Origin of the sequence: Psychroserpens mesophilus (genome assembly GCF_050617655.1) — a bacterium.
Lineage (GTDB): Bacteria > Bacteroidota > Bacteroidia > Flavobacteriales > Flavobacteriaceae > Psychroserpens > Psychroserpens mesophilus_A.
Map to the genome: position 1 here is coordinate 286,543 of NZ_JBODQC010000002.1, position 21,485 is coordinate 308,027.

Annotated in this window: 20 protein-coding genes and 1 pseudogene; 11 read left to right on the forward strand and 10 right to left on the reverse strand. The window is 32.9% G+C overall.

The annotated features are described in order from the left end of the window. From ACRHNM_RS05565 to ACRHNM_RS05575, 3 genes are all read right to left on the reverse strand, one after another. Positions 1 to 1,245 (reverse strand): hypothetical protein, encoded by a 1,245-nt coding sequence (locus ACRHNM_RS05565; RefSeq protein ID WP_431134523.1) that lies wholly within the window; start codon positions 1,243 to 1,245, stop codon positions 1 to 3. A gap of 107 nt (positions 1,246 to 1,352) precedes the next feature. After that, positions 1,353 to 1,772, reverse strand: coding sequence for a transposase (locus ACRHNM_RS05570; RefSeq protein WP_431134525.1), 420 nt, complete (start codon positions 1,770 to 1,772; stop codon positions 1,353 to 1,355). 95 nt (positions 1,773 to 1,867) lie between these two features. Next, entirely contained in the window at positions 1,868 to 3,241 is a 1,374-nt protein-coding gene (locus ACRHNM_RS05575) for an alanine/glycine:cation symporter family protein (protein ID WP_431134527.1), read from the reverse strand. 89 nt (positions 3,242 to 3,330) lie between these two features. Between ACRHNM_RS05575 and ACRHNM_RS05580 the strand changes: the two genes are divergently transcribed. Next, a complete protein-coding gene (locus ACRHNM_RS05580; protein ID WP_431134529.1) occupies positions 3,331 to 4,419 on the forward strand; it encodes a heparan-alpha-glucosaminide N-acetyltransferase domain-containing protein in 1,089 nt (362 codons plus the stop codon). A gap of 5 nt (positions 4,420 to 4,424) precedes the next feature. Beyond that, positions 4,425 to 4,802, forward strand: coding sequence for a nuclear transport factor 2 family protein (locus ACRHNM_RS05585; RefSeq protein WP_431134531.1), 378 nt, complete (start codon positions 4,425 to 4,427; stop codon positions 4,800 to 4,802). A 95-nt stretch (positions 4,803 to 4,897) separates the two neighbouring features. Here the strand turns inward: ACRHNM_RS05585 and ACRHNM_RS05590 are convergent, their stop codons facing one another. Continuing rightward, positions 4,898 to 5,380, reverse strand: a complete 483-nt coding sequence (locus ACRHNM_RS05590; RefSeq protein WP_431134533.1) for a DUF2306 domain-containing protein — start codon at positions 5,378 to 5,380, stop codon at positions 4,898 to 4,900. A gap of 269 nt (positions 5,381 to 5,649) precedes the next feature. On the opposite strand from ACRHNM_RS05590, the gene ACRHNM_RS05595 reads away from it, so the two are divergent. Continuing rightward, a complete protein-coding gene (locus ACRHNM_RS05595; RefSeq protein WP_431134535.1) occupies positions 5,650 to 6,012 on the forward strand; it encodes a DUF2975 domain-containing protein in 363 nt (120 codons plus the stop codon). Between the two features lie 2 nt (positions 6,013 to 6,014). Further along, positions 6,015 to 6,220 (forward strand): annotated as a pseudogene (locus ACRHNM_RS05600) (helix-turn-helix domain-containing protein). Positions 6,221 to 6,342: 122 nt separating this feature from the next. On the opposite strand, the gene ACRHNM_RS05605 reads toward ACRHNM_RS05600, so the two are convergent. The 4 genes from ACRHNM_RS05605 to ACRHNM_RS05620 form a co-directional block, all read right to left on the reverse strand. Continuing rightward, positions 6,343 to 6,756 (reverse strand): lipocalin family protein, encoded by a 414-nt coding sequence (locus ACRHNM_RS05605; RefSeq protein WP_431134537.1) that lies wholly within the window; start codon positions 6,754 to 6,756, stop codon positions 6,343 to 6,345. A 193-nt stretch (positions 6,757 to 6,949) separates the two neighbouring features. Beyond that, entirely contained in the window at positions 6,950 to 7,714 is a 765-nt protein-coding gene (locus tag ACRHNM_RS05610; RefSeq protein ID WP_431134539.1) for a DUF3667 domain-containing protein, read from the reverse strand. Positions 7,715 to 7,744: 30 nt separating this feature from the next. After that, complete coding sequence (locus ACRHNM_RS05615) at positions 7,745 to 8,692, reverse strand: phosphoribosylaminoimidazolesuccinocarboxamide synthase (RefSeq protein ID WP_431134541.1); 948 nt, start codon at positions 8,690 to 8,692, stop codon at positions 7,745 to 7,747. Positions 8,693 to 8,827: 135 nt separating this feature from the next. Continuing rightward, on the reverse strand, positions 8,828 to 9,781 hold the full coding sequence (locus tag ACRHNM_RS05620; protein ID WP_431134543.1) for a PhoH family protein: 954 nt from the start codon (positions 9,779 to 9,781) through the stop codon (positions 8,828 to 8,830). 210 nt (positions 9,782 to 9,991) lie between these two features. Here ACRHNM_RS05620 and ACRHNM_RS05625 point away from each other — a divergent pair, with 210 nt between their 5' ends. The 6 genes from ACRHNM_RS05625 to gldG are packed head-to-tail and all read left to right on the forward strand — an operon-like array spanning position 9,992 to position 14,277. Then, entirely contained in the window at positions 9,992 to 10,864 is an 873-nt protein-coding gene (locus ACRHNM_RS05625; protein WP_431134545.1) for an SAM hydrolase/SAM-dependent halogenase family protein, read from the forward strand. Between the two features lie 4 nt (positions 10,865 to 10,868). Continuing rightward, positions 10,869 to 11,165, forward strand: coding sequence for a putative quinol monooxygenase (locus ACRHNM_RS05630; RefSeq protein ID WP_431134547.1), 297 nt, complete (start codon positions 10,869 to 10,871; stop codon positions 11,163 to 11,165). Positions 11,166 to 11,172: 7 nt separating this feature from the next. Then, a complete protein-coding gene (locus tag ACRHNM_RS05635) occupies positions 11,173 to 11,400 on the forward strand; it encodes a hypothetical protein (RefSeq protein WP_431134549.1) in 228 nt (75 codons plus the stop codon). Continuing rightward, a complete protein-coding gene (gene gldF / locus ACRHNM_RS05640) occupies positions 11,401 to 12,129 on the forward strand; it encodes a gliding motility-associated ABC transporter permease subunit GldF (RefSeq protein WP_431134551.1) in 729 nt (242 codons plus the stop codon). Then, positions 12,126 to 12,620, forward strand: a complete 495-nt coding sequence (locus ACRHNM_RS05645; protein ID WP_431134553.1) for a hypothetical protein — start codon at positions 12,126 to 12,128, stop codon at positions 12,618 to 12,620. The genes gldF and ACRHNM_RS05645 overlap by 4 nt, the downstream gene beginning before the upstream one ends. Further along, entirely contained in the window at positions 12,607 to 14,277 is a 1,671-nt protein-coding gene (gldG, locus tag ACRHNM_RS05650; protein WP_431134555.1) for a gliding motility-associated ABC transporter substrate-binding protein GldG, read from the forward strand. Before ACRHNM_RS05645 ends, gldG begins: the two co-directional genes overlap by 14 nt. Positions 14,278 to 14,329: 52 nt before the next feature. Here gldG and ACRHNM_RS05655 read toward each other — a convergent pair whose 3' ends face one another. After that, on the reverse strand, positions 14,330 to 17,251 hold the full coding sequence (locus ACRHNM_RS05655; RefSeq protein WP_431134557.1) for a S8 family serine peptidase: 2,922 nt from the start codon (positions 17,249 to 17,251) through the stop codon (positions 14,330 to 14,332). Between the two features lie 207 nt (positions 17,252 to 17,458). Here ACRHNM_RS05655 and dnaN point away from each other — a divergent pair, with 207 nt between their 5' ends. After that, positions 17,459 to 18,577 carry a DNA polymerase III subunit beta gene (gene dnaN, locus ACRHNM_RS05660; RefSeq protein ID WP_431134559.1) on the forward strand — a complete coding sequence of 373 codons (1,119 nt, stop codon included), beginning with the start codon at positions 17,459 to 17,461 and terminating at the stop codon, positions 18,575 to 18,577. Between the two features lie 368 nt (positions 18,578 to 18,945). Here dnaN and ACRHNM_RS05665 read toward each other — a convergent pair whose 3' ends face one another. Beyond that, positions 18,946 to 21,483: a T9SS type A sorting domain-containing protein gene (locus ACRHNM_RS05665; RefSeq protein WP_431134562.1), complete on the reverse strand. Its 2,538-nt coding sequence runs from the start codon at positions 21,481 to 21,483 to the stop codon at positions 18,946 to 18,948. Positions 21,484 to 21,485: the final 2 nt, after the last annotated feature.

Below are 21,485 nucleotides of genomic sequence, written 5' to 3' on the forward strand. Positions count from 1 at the left end.
TTATAGGTAAATCATTGCCTGTAGCGTAACTGTACCAGTAGCATCATTATCGCCATATTTTGTATTGAAATACTCTAAAGTTAATTTTGAATTGTGTCCACTGAAATAAGCATTAGCTCCAATTCCGAAAGAAGTTGCCTGATTATCAATAGCATCAATTTGTCTGTTATCAAATTGTACATATGGCTGAAATTTTGTTTTACTTTCCGAAGCAAAAACATAACCTAGATGTGCATGTATTAATGAACCTGTTTCATAGGTTGACCCTAAAGTAAAGTCTTCTCCATAGTTATTAAACTGACTGAGTAAGTACGCTGTTATTGCTGCTCCTCCTTCACCTAACGGAGCGTCATAAAAGGCATCAATTGCAAAAATAGAAACATCCTCACCAGATAATTCACCATTACCATCTGCTACTACTGAACCATTTGGATGCAGAAAAAATCCAGCTCCAATATTGAAGACTTTTTTACCTCCCAAATAAGTTCCAACTTTATAAGGTAAAAAATTAGATTCCTCATCTAAGAAATGGTAATCTAAATAACCAGCATAGGTTTTTCCTGCATCTTTAGAACCCAGCAAACGTCTTCCAGAATAGATAGCTGCACCATCATTTACTGGTACTGCACTAGTTTGTAAATTATTAGTGACAGCGTCATTTACAGCAATTCTATACTGTAGTTTTTTGAACTTACCTTTTACATACACTCCTATATGACGTGCAAATTGATCGGATAAGCCTATAGTTGCCCATGCCTGACGTTGATTATCCAGTGTCATCATATTTAAAGTACTTTGGTTATTGAGTCTCGAAATTCCATTCCAGTAATGTAAGCCACCACCTATAGCGTGGTTATCACTTAAACTGTATTGAGCCCAGACATCATGAAAAAACAACTGTGAGTTATCACCTGTTCCTACAGGAGACATATTATCAGCATTAAGACTGTTTAAACCAAAATGTGTCAGAATTAAAAAGTCTTTATTGATTTGAGCGTACATAAGTACACGAGCTCTTCGTATACTAAAATTAAGTTCACTTTGCTCATTTCCATTAGCATCTGATGGACGGTCTGAATTGTGTTGTGCCCAAAATTGAGCCCAGGAAATGATTCTGAAGTATTTAGAACCATCCTCATTTAATTTTACTTTCAGTCCACCAGTATAATCTGGAGAACCTTGAGCAATAATACATTGAAAGATCATAAAAAAGAGACCGATCAACAAAAGGGATTGTTTCTTCATTGTTTACATGTGTTAGTTAGTAATGTATTGGTTTTGTGTGCACTACTAAGCTCTTAAAAACAATGTTCTCACAAAAAATAACTATATTTTTATGTTAAATAGGTATACTAATCTTTAAAACGCTCCCATTTTATAAGCATAAATTTATCTCCTAATTCGGTAACAACAACACCTGCACCTTTGATGTTTTCAGAATTACTAAAGTAATTTCCAAGTTCTGAAGCATTGAGAATCTTATAGGTTGGATGGTAATTTGTGTTATACGGTCGTTTTATATTATACTTCTTGACCCAATTCATAATACTCACATGTGAAATACCCAAAATACGTTCAATCTCACGATAGGTTAACCCTTCTAAATACAACTGTAAAGACTTATTGACATAATAATCGTCAATTTTCTTTCCTATTTTGTTTACAGTGAAAAAGTAGTTACACTTTTTACATTTGTAACGCTGTCTGTCATTAACAATTCCACTTTTGATGTAATGATCTGAACCACAGTTTGGACATAAATCTACAGTCATATATATTAATTTAGCATAAATATATCAATTTAGCACATTAAATACAAATATGCTTAATATGTTCTATAAAACATTATAAATTGAACTCAACAACCTTATTTTGATGACAACCTTTTCAGATATTCATTTGTTTCCTTTACAACTTTTGGAGCCAGTAGTATCGTAGCGAGCATGGTAGGTATTGCCATAAAAGCAAAGATGCCATCTATAAAATTAATCATTGTACTAAAAGACGTTGTAGCAGCCAAAATAATACTCAATATATAGAGGTAGTTATAGTAGTGTTTTTTGTTTGCTCCTATTAAAAAAGACATGCATTTTGTCCCGTAATAAGCATAAGAAAACAAAGAAGATATGCTGAAGACAAATACACAAATCATTAATAGATATTGTCCGTAACCAGGTATTGCATCTTGAAACGCTGCTGCTGTTAAACTCACTCCATTATCTGAAGTTGTTTCCCAAACGCCTGTGACTAAAATAGCTAAAGCGGTTAGTGTGCAAACAATTAATGTGTCAATTACTGGACCCAACATAGCTACTAAGCCTTCACGAACGGGTTCGTCTGTTTTAGCTGCTCCATGTGCCATTGGAGCTGTCCCAATTCCAGCTTCATTAGAAAAAGCGCCTCGTTTAATTCCTAATAAAATCAGGGCACCTAAAACACCTCCAAAGACAGCATCATCATTGATGTAATTGGCTTCAAAAGCATCAGTGAAAATCATTAGAAAATACTTTGGAACTTCTGAATAATTTATAGTTAAGATTATTAGTACTAAAACAAAATAGAGTATTACCATAGATGGCACCATTCTGGAAGCGATGTTACTGATGCGCTTTAAACCTCCTAAAATAACGATAGAAGTTATAATTACTAAGATTGCAGCAATTGTTAAATTTGAAATCAAACTGACTTCAACACCATTTGGAACTAATATGATATCATTTATAGCTTGTTTTAACTGATTGACGTTAACAACTGGCAATGCACCTAACATTCCGAATGCTGAGAATAGTATTGCTAAAAATTTCCAGTTTCTACCTAAACCTTCCTGTATAAAATACATCGGACCACCTTGCAAATCACCATTACTATCCTTTCCTCTGTACATAATGGCTAACGTGGATGTAAAAAATTTAGTGCTCATTCCTACAATAGCACTGATCCACATCCAAAACATAGCTCCTGGTCCTCCAACAGAAATAGCTAAAGCAACTCCAGCAATATTTCCCATACCAATGGTAGATGATAAAGCTGTTGTTAACGCTTTAAAGTGGCTGATTTCTCCTGGATCATCTGGATCATCGTACGTTCCTCTTAATACTTGAATAGCGTGACCAAAAAAACGAAATGGTAAAAACCTAGACAAAATTAAAAGATATAATCCACCTCCAATTAGCAAAGCGAGTAACGGAATTCCCCAAGCAAAAGACGAGAATTTTTCAGATAATAGATTGAGTTGTTCCATAAATAGACCAAAATACACCTCTAAGATATTATTTTAGTTTTAGCAATCCTTGAAAATTAAAGTATCTTTAAATTTTAAAACCAACTTATTTGAATAGCAACCGACTTTTCTTTATCGATGCTGTACGTGCATTCGCTATTTTGATGATGCTTCAAGGTCATTTTATTGACACACTTTTGAATCCTATATACAGAGACGAATCAAATTTAGCATACCAAATTTGGTCCTATTTTAGAGGAATTACTGCTCCTACGTTTTTTACCATTTCAGGCTTGGTATTTTTATATTTGCTTTTAAGAGCGAAAGATAAAGGGAATGACGATTCCAGAATAAAAAAAGGGTTGTACAGAAGCTTTTTGCTGATTGTAGTTGGCTATGCGTTGCGGATTGATATTTTTGGGTGGTTACATGGTGAATTTAGCAATTATGTTTTTGTAGTAGATGTTTTACAGTGCATAGGTTTATCTCTTATAATGCTAATTGGTTGTTACGTTTTACTTCGAAAACAGCTTCGGTTGCTATCACTTTTACTACTGGTTTTAGGATGCTTTTGCTTTTTAACTGAACCCTTGTATCGCAACTTAGATTTAAGCCATACCCCAAAACTATTTGCCAATTATATGACAAAACGCAATGGTTCAATTTTTACTATTTTACCATGGTTTGGATTTACAGCTTTTGGCGGTTTTTTGGCTACTGTATTCTTTTCTCATGTACATAAAAACAGATTTCGATTAATTACAGTGATTTCATTTTTTGTCTTCGGAAGCCTTCTCATTGAATATTCATCCTGGTTTTTAATGAAACTTTATTACTGGACAGATATTGAGGTATTAAAATCGTCTGCTTATTACAATTATCTGTTTACACGATTCGGCAACGTGCTGCTATTATTTGGAGTTTTTTATGCTGCTGAACCATTTCTGAAAGGTTCTCTTATTGGTAAAATCGGACAAAAAACCTTATCGATTTATGTGATTCATTTTATAATCATCTTCGGAAGTTTTACTGGTATTGGGTTAAAGCGCTTTTATTATCAATCACTGTATCCTACAGAAGCCATATTAGGTGCTGTGTTGTTTATACTTGTTGTGTGTTTTATATCATTTCACTATGTTAAAACCAATGCCTTTATTTATAAAAATATAAGACGATTAATAAAAACCGTAAAAGCATAAAACCTATGAATCTTGAACAAAACAAAAAAAATGCTATTGCATTTTACAAAACTGCTTATCTAGGTCAACCAAACAAGGCTGTTGATAAATATGTTGGTCGTGAGTATATTCAACACAACCCTGAAGTTGAAGATGGTTTAAGCGGGTTTATAAATTATTTTGAACGTATGCACAAAGCATATCCAGAAAAATCTATCGAGTTCGTCCGTTGTATAGCTGAAGGAGATTTAGTCGCTTTGCACACACATCAAATATGGCCAGATAATGATGAGTATGTTACGATGGACTTTTTCAGGTTTGATAGTAACGGAAAGATTTGTGAGCACTGGGATGCGATTCAGCAAATTCCAAACACCTCTTCAAACCCTAATACGATGTATTGATTTTCATAATTTATAATTATAAAAGTATTTTCATTAGAACAGCTGATTGGATATCAATTTGGCAGCATAAAAATTAAACATTTAGTATCTTATGTTTATTCAGTTTCAAATATTCTTTTCCACTTCGCTATTTTTATTCCAAAACCTATTCCGCCTGCAATCATAATTATTCCTGTTGCGATTCCAACCATTCCAAAAAAGGGAGTATTCGGTATTCTTACTAATATTTCTGCTGCAAATGCTGCATAGAGTCCAATGACAGACCAATACATAAATGAAAAGTGAAGGTATTTCCAATTATTTTTTGGCTTTTTTGTCCAAATAGGAATCATTCCAAGTAGTATAGATATTAAACTCACCATAGTAGTGTAGTGAAATATTCCCCAACCATTAAATAATCGGTAAATCATAAAGGCTGTTGAAATTAAAATCCCCATACTAACAAGGTATAAATACCCTATTTGCACGTGTTTTTTGGTTCCTTTTTTTGCAATTAAAACAAAAGTTCCAAACAATAAGGCAAAGCAAGATGAAATCAAATGAATCAATCCAATTTCATTTCCTACTAAGTTTTCCATTGAGGTTAATTTTTAATATAAATATTGTACTTATAATATAACTCGTTGCTTAGAATTTAACAAAAATTAATCTACTGAACCTCAATTAAATAAAAAAAATATTTTTTTTTAATATTTAATTATTTTTTTACAATAATTTATTATTACTCGGAATTATTTTCGCAGGAATAAAATTAATAGATTATCTACATTGGACTTTTCAATTAATCAGAAAGTGGACTTTGCCAGATGAACCTTTTTTCTCTAAGGTAAATTTGACAAATAGTGATGTGCAAATATCGGTCAGAACGTATTTGATTTTTGCCATTGCTTATATTATTGTATTTGGATTCATTTTTTTAGGTCTCTACCAACTGAATAAAACGACAAAATTGTTTGCAGAACAAAAGATTTTCCAGAAAGAAGTTGGTTCAGCTTTTAAAAAGGCAGGAAAAGCATTTCTTGCTTTTGCATTTGGAACACTGATTATTGATATTGCTTTTTTAGCATGGACACAAACCTCTAGCAGAATAATTGATTTGTTTTCAACTGAATTAATAGTGTTTCTTATTTTGGGGTATTTGATGTTCTTTTTAGCCGACATCTTTGAAGAAGGGATAACTCTACAAAAGGAAAACGAATTAACAATTTAATTATGGCTATAGTAGTTAATTTAGATGTCATGCTTGCCAAAAGAAAAATGCAATCGAAAGAATTGGTCGAAATTCTGGGTATTACACCCGCAAATCTTTCCATATTAAAAACTGGTAAAGCTAAAGCAATCCGATTTAAGACACTTGAAGCAATTGTGAAGCTTTGGAGTGTCAACCTGGAGATATTTTAGAATATAGAAAAGAATAAAAAAGCCACACACATCAATGTGCGTAACTAATCTTTAGGTTTAGCCTACTCGGAAAGCTCTAGCGGATTTTATAAGAGTATACAAATTAAACAATTGATTACTAATGTTGTTTCAACTATTTTTATTCACCTCTTTGCCAACTGGTTGTATTTGTTATACCATTTTCAGTTTGCGAATAACTCAAACTTGTTGCAGTCAATTCATATAAGAAATTATTCGATTCTGCATTTGAGATAAAAGATAATGAATTGTTATCAACAGAATATTCTACAGTGTAATTATCCTCTAAGCAATCATTATTATTGTCATAATGTTCTTTAAAACTTGCCATTGAATTTTCCATAAAAGTCAATCTCGTCATAAGTCCACAATCTGTTAATTGTGCATTTCCTGCATCAGAAGAACTGACTCCAATTAATCTCCATGTACCAATTATTGAAACTTCAGTGCTACTGTTGTTATTGTCATCATTTGAAGAACAAGAAAAAATTAGTAATCCCATCACAATCCCTAATGGTAGTTTAAATTTTTTCATTTACTAAATCTTGTTTTAAGTTGTTATTTTAATTGATAATTACGTTGGCTGGCACTAAGTTAGTAAATAGAAAACGAACCAGAGGAAAATTCTATCCGATTTTCGAAGTAAACTAAGGCTATAGCAATGAGTCAGAAATGTTGCTATGTGTTAATTTTAATCGGTATTTTCTAAAAAATAAGAGTTGTTTTAGTTAAATGCTCAATGGAAAAAGAAGCGCTAACAATAACGGAATTAGTAGGAAGCGAATAAAGAAAAAGATTACGAGTCCTATCAATACAAATAGTATTCTTTTCAATAGTGCGACCTCTCTAAAAAAGGTCGTTAATGCATATATATAATATATCATGATTGCTATAACCACAAAGAGAACTGGTGCATAAGCATTTATCAGCAGTTTTGGAAGTCCGACAAAAAAAGTCGTTATAAAAATGGAGTTCGCAATGAGATAAAAACTAAGGGTCAGTAATTCGGAATAATTATATCTTAACTTTCTAAATAATCCATAAAATCCAATTGGAAAAACCAACGCTTCTATTAAATTCCCCAATAATGTCCAATCTGTTATTAATCTTAAATCCCATAATAACATGCTTGTATTTAATTGATTTGAAAGAAATGAAAACCCTTGAAAATGTTCAGCATTAATGGCTTCATTAGCATTAGACCAATACTTAAAAAATTCGTGTATAGCTAAAGCAATGACAAGATATCTCGTTGGATTTGTAAATTTTTTGCGTGACCCTTGAATGAAGGATTTAAGGACTTCGCTAGGTCTAATGAGAAGTTTCCAAAATGTAAAAAAAAAGCCCTTATGGATGTTAAAGGTATTATCAAAAAAGTCATTGAAAATATTGGTAAACTTTAATCGATTATTTGCTGTGGCAACCTGTCCACAATTAAAACAGTAGTTTCCTTTAAATTCAGTTTCACAATTTTTACAATATCTTTTTTTCATTGTGTTGCTCAAAATGACATACAACTCTTCTTATCCTAAATAAGCCAAAACATTTGTCTCTATCCTATTTTGAATATCAGACACATCTGCTTTTACGAAGGGTTCTCCCATGATGTTTTCGTAGAGTTCAATGTAGCGTTGGCTAACCGTCTCTATATAATCATCACTCATTTCAGGAACCGTTTGCCCTTCAAGTCCTTGAAAGTTATTAGCGATTAACCACTGACGTACAAACTCTTTAGACAGTTGTTTTTGTGGCTGGTTTTTATCTTGACGTTCCTGATAAGCCTCAGTATAAAAATAACGCGAAGAATCAGGTGTATGAATTTCATCAATCAGTACAATTTTTCCGTCTTTAGTTTTTCCAAATTCATATTTGGTATCTACTAAAATCAACCCTCTAGACGCAGCAATTTCTGTTCCTCGTTGAAAAAGTTTACGAGTATAATCTTCTAAAACGATATAATCGTCTTCTGAAACAATACCACGTTTTAAAATATCTTCTCTTGAAATGTCTTCATCATGATCTCCCATGTCTGCTTTTGTAGCTGGTGTAATAATAGGTTGAGGAAATGGATCGTTTTCTTTCATGCCTTCTGGCATTTTAACACCACATAACATACGTTTTCCTGCTTTATACTCACGAGCTGCATGACCAGACAGGTAACCACGAATGACCATTTCTACTTTGAATGGTTCGCATAAATGTCCGACAGCTACATTAGGATCAGGCGTTGCAGTCAACCAATTAGGCACTACATCTTCTGTAGCTTTCATCATACTTGTTGCAATCTGATTTAAAATTTGACCTTTATACGGAATACCTTTTGGCATTACCACATCAAAAGCAGATAATCGATCTGTAGCAATCATGACCAGTTCTTCATCGTTAATGTTATAGACTTCTCTTACCTTGCCTTTGTAAACACTTTTTTGCTTTGGAAACTTAAAATTTGATGCTATAATAGTGTTACTCATTGTTGTTTTGTCGTTTACGTGTTAAGTTGTTAAAAATACAATAGTCTGCGATTTAGCCCTAGCCCAGATTAAGGCATTTGTTGGAGCTCCTCGCAGAGAGCGACTGCCGAAAGCTGGAATAAGCTCCTGAAAAAATTAATCTCTGTTTTCAATACTCTTATAGGCTTCTATTACTTTCTTGACTAATTTGTGACGAATGACATCTTTATCATCTAGATAAATCATACCAATACCTTCAACATTTTTAAGGACAAGTAAAGCTTCTTTTAAACCAGAAATGGTTCGTCTCGGTAAATCGACCTGACCTGGATCACCTGTTAGTAAAAACTTAGCACTTTTTCCCATTCGTGTCAGGAACATTTTCATTTGAGCATGGGTTGTATTTTGACCTTCATCTAAAATTACAAATGCATTGTCTAATGTTCGTCCACGCATAAATGCTAATGGTGCAATTTGAATGGTTCCGTTTTCAATAAAATTTGCCAGTTTTTCAGCAGGAATCATATCACGAAGAGCATCGTAAAGTGGCTGCATGTATGGATCTAGTTTTTCTTTTAAATCACCAGGAAGAAACCCTAAGTTTTCTCCAGCTTCAACAGCAGGTCGTGTTAAAATAATTCGTTTGACTTCTTTATTCTTCAAAGCTCTTACAGCCAATGCGACACCTGTATAGGTTTTACCTGTTCCTGCTGGACCAATAGCAAACACCATATCATTTTTACGCATGCTCTCTACCAACTTACGTTGATTTACAGTTTGTGCTTTAATTATTTTACCATTAACACCATGTACAATTGTTTCACCACTTTGAGTAGATGTTGTATAGTCATCACTACTCTGGCTAGTTAATACACGCTCAATGACATTCTCGTCAAGTTTGTTGTATTTTCCAAAATGTTCCATCAACATATTCATACGACGGTCAAATTCTTCCAATAAATCTTCATCACCATAGGCTTTTATACTGTTGCCTCTGGCTACAATTTTAAGTTTCGGAAAGTATTCTTTAAGGATTTTAATATTGGCATTCTGAGCTCCAAAAAATTCTTTAGGAGTTATTTCTTCTAGTTCTAAAATAAGTTCGTTCAAAAGCTATTCGATTTATAAATTAATCTGTTTTGTTTTATTAGTTTTGTGATGAGAGAAAATGAAGCTCATTTAATAACATCTCTACCAAAAATAATTAAACTATTTAATTCATTAGGTTTTCCTAAGATTAAAAAATCAATTAGTTTTTAACAGTTTTGTGTCAGATTAGTAATGCGCTTATATCTATTAACTATTTTTTGCAATTCATCTATGGCAATCATCACTTTAACAACCGATTTTGGCGAAAAAGACCACTTTGCTGGTGCCATCAAAGGCGCTATCTACAGTGAATTGACAGATGTGAAAATTGTTGATATCTCACATTCTGTCGCTCCTTTTAATGTTTCTGAAGCGGCTTATATCATTCAGAATGCTTATAGCAGCTTTCCTAAAGGAACCATTCATGTTATTGGAATTGATTCTGAACTTAATCCTGAGAATAAACATATCGCTATTCAACTCGACGATCATTATTTTATTTGTGCCAACAATGGTATAATGAGTATGATTTGTAGAGACATTGCACCACAGAAGATTGTAGAAATAAACATTCACGATCGTGTAGCAACGAGCTTTCCTGTTTTAGATGTTTTTGTAAATGTGGCTTGTCACATTGCTCGTGGTGGAACTTTAGAAGTCATTGGTAAAGTGATTGACACCATTAAACCTATAAAAAATTTAGTTCCGTTTGTAAACGACGAAAGAAATCAAATTATTGGTAGTGTGATTTACATAGATAATTATGGGAATGTTATTACAAATATAAAACGTCCGTTTTTTGAATCGGTTCAAAAGACTCGTAATTATGAAATTTCAGCACGTAGTTATAAATTTAAGCAAATCTATGACAAGTATAGTGATGCCATCAATTTTGATATTCCTGAAGAAAAACGCTATGACGCAGGTAAAGGGTTAGTTGTTTTTAATTCTTCTGGCTATTTAGAAATTGCAGTTTATAAAAGTGACAACAATACTGTTGGTAGTGCCTCTAGTTTAATGGGTTTAAAAATGAGAGATACAGTTACCGTAAACTTTATTACTACTCCTGTAATCCCAAAAGGAAAAGAACTATTAGAACGTTAAAATTATGTTTGTAAGAATTGTTAAAATGGGTTTTGATCCCTTAAAAATTGATGAATTCCTTGCCGATTTTGAAACTGTAAAACATAAGATAAGAGCTTTTGAAGGTTGTGAGTTTTTAGAACTTTATCGTGATAAACACAATACAAACCTCTTTTTCACGTATAGTTACTGGAACTCTGAAGCTGATTTAGAAAATTACAGACACTCCGATTTGTTTAAAAGTGTGTGGTCAAAAACAAAACCATTATTTAATACCAAGCCTGAAGCTTGGAGTGTGAATAAAATAGTAAGCTTAAACTAATGAGTTAATGACTGAAAGCGAACTTAAACATGCATGGAAAAAATTAATAATACCATTCGTAATTTGGATTGTAATATTAATTATTTCTGTACTTTATAACAGACTCGGAAGCAAAAAGCCTGTTCCGCAAACCGTTAGTCTTATTGCTTCAGTATACAGCTTAACACTAACTTTCTTTTATAGTGTTAAAATCATTACATTCAGAAAAAAATTAAAACAGTTAAACAACAACTAAATGTTTGCCATACTCAAAAAAGAAATCAACACCTTCTTCGCTTCTCCTATTGGTTATTTGGTCATTGCTGTATTTTTATTACTCAATGGTTTATTCCTTTGGTTGTTTAAGGGTCAGTTTAATATTCTAGATAATGGTTTTGCAGATTTATCCAGCTTCTTTCTATTAACACCATGGATTCTTATTTTTTTGGTACCAGCTGTGACCATGAGAAGCTTTGCAGATGAAAAAAAGCAAGGCACACTAGAGTTGCTTCTCACAAAACCTATTAGTCATTTACACATCGTTCTCGGAAAATATTTAGGTGCATTTGCTTTAATTCTTATCGCTTTAATTCCGACATTATTATACGCATATACCATTTCTAAATTAGGAAATCCCGAAGGAAATCTTGACTTAGGAAGTATTATGGGTTCCTATTTTGGGCTGTTATTTTTAGTGGCTGCTTACACTGCCATTGGTGTCTTTTCGTCCAGCCTTTCAGACAATCAAATTGTAGCATTTATTATCGCTGTTTTTATTTGCTTCTTTTTTTATTTCGGATTTGAAGGTTTATCGAACTACAATCTGTTTGAAGATCTTTTTTATATTGAAAAATTAGGTATGGAATCCCATTTCAAAAGTATGAGTCGTGGTGTTTTAGATACCAGAGATATAATTTATTTTTTAAGTGTAACGGTGTTATTTGTTATTTTAACAACCCTAAACATTAAACGTACTAATCAATGATTGTTACTACTGCGTTAGTTGTTATAATGAGCATTGTATTTGTGCTCGTTTTCCTGTTTGTGAATACCATAGATAAACGCAAATGGTTAACCTTTATAGTGAGTTTAGTTCTGACACCTTTTATATATTTTTATATGGTTTATCCTATGATAAATATTTTTAGCAATTACCATCATCAAAAGTATTTTTCTTCAGAATTATGGAAAGAAGAACCAGCATTACGCTACGAGATTTCTGATAACATGCTGGCTTCTGAAACTTTAACAGGAAAATCGAAAAGTGAAATTATATTACTTTTAGGAACTCATGAATGGCTATCTTGGGATGATCTCAAAAAAAATCATGATACCAATAGATGGAATTATAGTTTAGGGATTGAGCCAGGTGCATTTAATCAAGAAAAAGAGTGTATTGAACTCGTATTTAAAAACAATAAAGTTACCACTGTAAACACTTATAAAGACCTTATAGAATTTGATGATAACGACTAAAAAATATATCATAACCATAGGCATTACATTAGTAGCAATCCTTGTCATTAATTTGATTTCTAACCAAGTCTACAAACGTTTTGATTTAACAAAAGATAAACGCTACACGCTTTCTGATGCTGCCAAAGAAACTATTGCAACTGTTGATGCTCCTATAATTGTTGATGTCTTTTTAGAAGGAGATTTTCCTTCAGAATTTAGACGGTTACGCAATGAAACACAACAGATTTTAGAAGAGTTTGCCGTTTCAAATGAGAATCTCAAATTTAGTTTTATCAATCCGTTAGAAGATGAAGCTACACGAAAACAACGCATTCAACAGCTTGCACAACGTGGCATGCAACCCTTTCAAATTACGGTTCAGGAAAATGGTAAAACCTCGCAAGAGGTTGTAATTCCATGGGCTCTGGCAAGTTATAATGAACAAACCGTTATTGTGCCTTTAATAAAAAATAAAATAGGTGCTTCAGATCAGGAACTCGTTAATGGTTCTATTCAGAATTTAGAATATGTATTTGCAGAAGCTTTCAAAAAGTTAGTCCATCCAAAAGGAAAAAAAATAGCTGTTTTGAGAGGAAATAATCAATTAAAAGATGCCTATGTTGCTGATTTTCTTCAAAGACTGGGAGCGCATTACTTTTTAGCACCTTTTACCTTAGATAGCGTAGCCAGCAATCCGCAAAAAACCTTGAAGGATCTCAATACCTATGATTTAATTATTTCAGCTAAACCTATGGAGCCTTTTTCTGAAGAAGAAAAATATGTGCTCGATCAATATACGATGCAAGGTGGAAAAAGCCTTTGGTTAACTGAAGCGATTGTGATGGATCAAGATAGTTTGTATGGTAATTCTGGAAGAGCTGTTGCCATAATGAAAGATCTTAATCTTAATGATTTTTTCTTTAAATATGGTGTGCGTATAAATCCTGTTATGGTTAATGACCTCTACTCTGCTCCAATCACTCTGGCTATAGGAGAAGGTAGCAATGCGCAATTTCAACCAGTACAATGGCCATATTCGCCTTTGGCTGCTAACAATCCGAATCATCCAATTACAACTAATATTAATCCTGTACGATTTGATTTTGCCAGCCAGATTGACACCTTAAAAAACTCAGTTGATAAAACTATTTTACTGAGAAGCTCTCAATTAACAAAGCTTGTGGGTGTGCCTAGTGAGGTAGATTTAGAAATCGTTACCCAAGAACCTGATCCAAAAACCTATACAACTCCTTATCAGACATTAGCTGTTTTATTAGAAGGTGAATTTACGTCGGTTTATAAAAATAGAGTTAAACCCTTTGAGCTCAATGACGATAAAACGACCAGTAGTGCTACCAAAATGATTGTGATAGCTGATGGTGATGTGATTAAAAATGATGTCATAAAAAATAAACCTCAGGAGTTAGGGTTTGACCGTATGACAGGTCGTCGATTTGGGAATTCTGAATTTCTTGAAAATGCGGTTAATTATTTATTGAATGATGACGGACTTATTAATATCAGAACTAAAGATGTAGCGCTTCAGTTTTTAGATCCACAAAAAATAGAGAAAGAAAAAGGCAAATGGCAAATGGTTAATATTGCTTTACCTCTTGTAATTTTAGTGCTATTCGGATTCGTATTTAGTTATTTTAGGAAACAGAAATACACATAAAAAAAAGACCACGATAACTGTGGTCTTTTTTTTATATTTAAAATATCAATTACTACTTTATAATAAGTTTCTTCACTCCTTTTTGATTACCATTATTAATTTCTACCAGATAAATCCCTGCAGATAAGCTAGTCGTATCAACTATTTTTCGATCTTGAATATGGAATGCTTTTGAAATTAACGCTCTTCCATTAATATCATAAATACTAAGATTTACAGTACTGTTTTGGTTTTGTAATGAAAATTCGAAATAATCTTTTGCAGGATTGGGAAACACTTCAAAACCTTCTAAAATATTATCAGCAATACTTAATGGTCCAGCTGTTTCACAAATTTCCAAAGCAAAAGTATTTAAAGCACCTCCATCTTGATTGTAACCATCAACAACTCTCAAAGTCCAGTTTCCGGCAGAATTTTCAGAAATAAAAGGTGACAATAAGTTTTGACCTCTAATCACACCTGTAACGCTAGGAGTTCCTCCCGAACATTCGAAAGCAATTCCACTATCATCAAAGGTGACATTAGCATTTTGATCATCTCCACAAGCTCCATCCATTAAAACAACTTCAGTACCAGATGGGCTGATTAAACTAATTGTTAAATCTGCCAACCAAGTATGATTTAGACCCATTGTTACATTAATATCACCAATTAAAATATTTTCACTGGCAGGTATCGTAATGACCGATTCAACTTCGTTTGGAACAAAGGTTATGGCCAATGGTGTATCTTGAGCTGTAAACAGATTAGAACAATTAACACTCTCTGTTGTAAACGATGCGTCAGAAAAGCTTCCTTCAACACATTCAGATATAGCTTTAACTCTCCAGTAGTAAAGTGAGTTACTATCCAGACCAGGAACAGCTATATTTGTTTCTGTTGTAGTTGTTTCAAAAATAATTGATGAAAAATCTGAAGTAGAAGCCACTTCGACTTCATATTCTAAAGCATTAGCATCACCATTCCAGGTTAATGTAGGATAAATAAACACCTCTGTTTCACCATTATTTGGATACCCTAAAACCGGATTGCTCAACACGTCAGCATTTTTAACTTCCAGTTCCAGTTCAACTTCTTTAGTTAACGAAGAACCTGAAGCAATAACTGTAATAGGATAAACTCCAGCACTTACTGAATTTAAATTAGAAATTTCGAGAATAAAATCTTCATCAGATGTAATTTCTGATGGTGTGAAAGTAGCCACAGCTCCTGATGGTAAACCTGCTACAGATAAAGTTGTAGGTCCGTTATAGGTCGTACTTGAAGCATAATTAAATTCATATTGGGCAATTTGATTAGCACAAATTTCTTTTCTCATGTTATCAGGAGTGTATGCAAAATCAGATTCAGAAATGCCAGTCGCAATAAGAGAAAAATCCTGAAAATTATTAAGTAAATTTCCTTTATGAGTTACTCTTATGATATAATCTCCAGAAGGAACATCAATTTCTACTTTTTCAACATTATCAACATCATTGACACCTCTCGCTGCAGGTAAGGTACTTATAAGTGTGAAAAGTTTCCATGGATAAAATAAGTTTCCATTTTGATCTTCTAACACCAAATCCAAGTCATTAACTAACCTTGGAGTTGTATCATCTTCAATAGTTGACACATTTCCTGGAGGATCTGTCCAAGCAATAGTAACAACAAGTGGATCTACACCATTTGAAGTAACGGTTTTAGTATACGTACCAAAATTTGTCAAGGAGTTTTCATCAACAAGTGATTCAAATCCTTCATCCAATAATGCTTGTGCTGCTGCCTCAGTATTTAACAAACCCCAACCAAATCGTGAATCTGGTCCAGGATACGTACCAGCTTCTAAAGCTGTTTGAATCATCAAGGCCTTTAATGTTGCAGATTTCATGAAGTTACCATGTATATCACTATGTAATTCTTGCAACAATGCTAGAGCTCCTGTAACGCTTGGAGCTGCCATTGAGGTACCACTATAAAAAGTATATTCATCATTTCCCGAAGCCACAGAAGAGTAAGTATTTACACCTTTCGCCGAAATATCTGGTTTTACTCTTCCATCATCAGATGGTCCCCAACTACTAAAGCTAGACATCGTAACACTTCCAGATCCTGTGTAATTTGCTACAGTATTCACTGCGGCAACTACAATATTATTTTTTGCATTTTTATCTCCTGTTAAAAGGTCATAACCACCATCAGCTGGGTTAACGCCATCATCTCTATCATTACCTGCAGAATAAACAGGTGTGTAATAAGGTGTATTGTATAGTAATTCATCTAAAGCTCGCGCACCATTGGAATAACTTCCTAAATAAGCTGTTGACACATTTTCTGCAGGAACACCATAAGAATGATTTGAAAGTAGAAGTCCTGCTGCTGCTAAAGGCACCATTTCACCCATATCGTTATCAAAATCATTAGCTAAAACAGTGGCTTTTGGAGCCATTCCTTTTGCATTTCCACCAGCTGGTATTCCAGAACCAATAATCGTACCAGATACATGAGTCGCATGACTACTAAGTCCGGTAGCATCATCAACTTGCTGTACTCTACCTTCAAGAAGTTCGTGCGTAGGCAAGACAAATCCACCATCCCAAACTCCAATAATAATACCTTCTCCTTCAATTTCGAGATCTAAGGTTCCTGTTGGGCCAGGATATAATCTATTAGCTCTAATTGTAATTCCTGCTCCTTCATTAGTGGTTGAAGTATACAATAAAGAACCATCATCTAAAACTTTGTGTAACACTGCTATACCTCCATTTTCTCTTTCAATAGTTATTGGTATATTATTTTCAGCAGCATAAATTTTAGCAGCTTCAAAATCTTCTTTAAAGACACGTGTATACTCTAAAGCAAGTTGTTCAAGTAATTCTTGGTCGTAGGTTTCTGCAATAGCCTTTTTTTGGGCTGAAGTTTGTCCAAATAAATAAGATGATATAGACAAACAAAGGGCAAGCACTAAATGTACTTTTAGTGGACTTCTTTTCATAGAATTTAATTTTTTTTTATAAAAATAAATCATTTAAAACTATAAAACTAACAACTGTTAACTAAAAATGTAATCTCTGAATATTTTAATAAAAAAATACCTGAAACACCTCTAATTCTTAATGTTAATAAAATTGTATAAATAAGACTTAATATTATCAGTTTAATAAAATATATTTGTTGTTCAATTCTTTTATATAAAACACGCATGAAATTTATTGTATCCAGTACATATTTACTTAAACAACTACAAGTATTAGGTGGTGTTATTAATAATTCTAATACACTTCCAATTTTAGATAATTTTCTTTTTGAATTGAAAGATTCAAAACTTACTGTATCTTCAAGTGACCTTGAAACCACTATGTCTTCTACTTTGGATGTAGAAAGTGATGAAGATGGAAGCATTGCCTTACCTGCACGTTTGCTTTTAGATACGCTGAAAACTTTTCCAGAACAACCGCTAACTTTTGTTGTTGAAGATAATAACACTGTTGAAATTAGTTCAAATCATGGTAAATATGCCTTAGCATATGCTGATGGAAATGAGTTTCCTAAAGCTGTAGAACTTGATAATCCAAGTACAACTACAATTGCAGGAGATATTTTAGCAACTGCAATTAGCAAAACGATATTTGCCGCTGGAAATGACGATTTAAGACCAGTTATGAGTGGTGTGTTTTTTCAATTTTCTACTGAAGGCTTAACTTTTGTTGCAACTGATGCACACAAACTAGTGAAATATACTCGTGAAGATATAAAAGCGGATCAGGTTGCCGAATTCATTATGCCTAAAAAACCTTTAAATCTGTTAAAAGGAATTTTAGCAACAAGTGATGAGGCTTTAACCATTGAGTATAATGATTCTAATGCAAAATTCACTTTTGAAAACTCAGTATTAGTGTGTCGTTTAATTGATGGAAAATATCCAAATTATGAGGCGGTAATACCTAAAGAGAATCCAAATAAATTAACTATTGATAGGACTCAGTTTTTAAACTCTGTTCGTCGTGTAAGTATTTTTTCAAATAAAACAACACATCAAATCCGCTTAAAAATTGCTGGAGCTGAATTAAATATTTCTGCTGAAGATATTGATTACTCTAACAAAGCCGAAGAACGCTTAACTTGTGATTATCAAGGTGACGATATGCAAATAGGTTTTAACTCACGTTTTTTAACTGAAATGCTGAATAACTTAAGTGCAGATCAAGTTCAATTAGAAATGAGTTTACCAAACAGAGCTGGAATTTTAACTCCAATTGACGGTTTAGATGAAGGTGAACAAGTAACTATGCTTGTGATGCCTGTAATGTTGAATAGCTAAAAATTAATTACTCATAATAATTTATAGAAAAAGCTCACCAAAAAAGGTGGGCTTTTTTATTATTTGAATCATAGTGTTAATTAAGATTATTAACTATATCATTACCCCTCTCATGAGATGTTTAAACCTCTACTCTATCTGTCCTTTTAAACGTAAATAATAAACAAACAGCATCTACAGAATATTCAGATACTACCTTCTATACTATCTTCAAAAGTATTTGACCCTACCATCTGTAGAACATGTTAATATTACTACTGTAAAAGTTTAAACTACGGTATAATAATTTTGTTTCCAATGATTTAATACATGTAATAAAAAAAGCGCTCATCATACTGAGCGCTAAATTAAGTTTATACAATATCAACTTAGTTCCTAAGGAACTTCTGGTTAATCATATTTTCTGATGTTTTAATTTGAATCATATATAAGCCTGCTGCTAATTCAGACACATCAATACCGTTGTTTATTGCATTAGATTGTTTTTCTAACTGTCCATTAATTCTGTAAATAGATACACTTTCAATTTGTGCTTTCGATTTAATAAACAATATATCTCTTACAGGATTAGGATATAGTTTTACTGAATTTGTATTAAAAGCAACATCATCCACTCCTAATGTAGAGGTATACTCATAAGTACCTAAATCAATCGTACTATTAAATATTCTATCATTACCAGCTAAATCTAAATCGCCAAATAAACTCACATCATAAAGTGCATTATCTCCTTGATCAACAATGTAATTTGAAGCTGAAGTTGGCTTGTAATCGCTATCTAAATTTAAATTATCTGTTGCTGGCTCTAAAGTTGTTAGGTTTGTTGCGTTAAACGTACCATTAGTTCCAGCGTTAGAAGAAACATTAGCAATGGTGTTTTTAATAAACACATCATAATTTGCATCAATTCCGTTGGAAATATCTCTAGTGGCTGCAGCACCATTAGTTGTATTCTGCCAAAAAATAGAATTATTAACATTTAGGTTTACACTTCCATTACCTGATGCCGTAATAGAATTACCATAAGTACCATTATAATCATTATTAACAAACGTACTATTATTAATTACAACATCTAAGGTATTACCATTGTTAAAATCTTCTCTGAAAATATTTAGCGCTGCAAGATTAATATCGTTTTCTGCTACCAATACATTTGCCCAACGTGTAAAAATATAACCGTTTGTGCTGTCTGATTGCACAAAAACCAATCCCATATTTACAATGGTGTTATTTATAAATTTGGTATTTTCAATAAGTAATCCTTGATTAAATCTTCTCATTTTAAGTAAATACCCATTAGAATAGTTATTCCTTAATACCGAATTTTTAATTTTCAAATTATTAGCATTTAAACTATTAGGTATAAATATCACACCGTTTTCTTCTACTCCACCAGATTGTGATGTGTCGTAAATGTTTTCAAAAATAATACCATCAAAAGTGACGTTACTCGTTCTTAATTCAAATAAACGCTCCGCATTATCAGTTTTGTTTGAAGAAAAATCACCATCGATATCATCACCATTAATATCTCCTGTAAAAATAGTTGCATTCGTCGTGTGAATTGCAGTAAAATCTCTATCTGCTAAGGTCGTTTCGGTTCCAAAAAAACCTCCAATAATATCTACTTCGTTTGTATTGACAATTATTGGCGTGTTTTTATCTGCCAAAGTGTACGTCCCTTTTGCTACCCAAACAGCATCATTTAAACTGGTATTTGCCAAAGCATCTGTTACGTTTGTAAAGGCATCTGCCCATGAGCTACCATCGTTGGCTCCTGTAGCATTAGCATCTACGTAATATACTGCTGGTATACAATTTTCGCTATAACTTGCCTGATTGTCTTTAGTCCAACCTTGTACATATTGTCCGCTATTTGCTGGTGGCGAAAAGCCAGCGTCTACTTGTATACACGTTAAACTTGGATTACTATAAGCTTTCATGTAGGTAAAGTTGCTGTTATTTCCGTTAGAGATTAACAAGGTATCTAATGCGCTATTATTATAGCAGAACAACTCATTAATACTTGTATTTAAACGAATATCTAAACTTGTTAAATTGTTTGAAGCAACATGCAAACGTGTTAAAGATAAGTTGTTGCTCACGTCAATAGTAGTTAAGCTGTTATTTGGTACATCTAATCGTGTTAAATTAATAAAAGCCTCAATACCAGTAAGATCTGCAATACTAACACCATTCATAATTAACTCTGTTGTTGCTTGTGCTTCAGCCAAAGTAATGTCAGAATCTCCATTTACGTTGATACTGCTATCATTAACTAAAAAGCTTTTAAAATTTACATCAGGAATGTTTACTATTTGGTTTAACGCTGCGCAATCTTCATTGTAAAAAGCTGAGTTACCTTTTGTCCAACCTTGACTGTATATTCCAGCTTCTGCAGGTGGTGTAAAACCTGCATCTATTTGAATGCACGATAAACTATTACCATAGGCTTTCATCCAATTAATATTGCTGTTATTTCCGTTGGCTATGTTCAATTCAGACAAAACACCATTGTTATGACATTGAATGTCTGTAATTAATGTGTTTGCACTAATATCTAATGTTTCAATCTGGTTTCCTGCGCAGTGTAAACGCGTTAACGCAAGATTATTACTAACATCTAAAGCAGTTAAATTATTAGTATAACAATCTAATCTTGTAATATTAACAAAGGCCTCAATTCCTGTTAAATCTGAAATTGATAAACCATTTATTAATAATTCGCCTGAAAATGCTTGCGCTTCAGCTATAGAAATTTCAGAATCGTTATTGGTGTTAATTGCTGAGTCTGCTAACAAATAGCTTTTAAAATTAGTGTCTGGAATGTTTACGTTTTGAGCAACAGCCGAAATCAAACCAAAACATAAGCAGGTTGTAAATAAGAGTAAAGTTTTTTTCATTG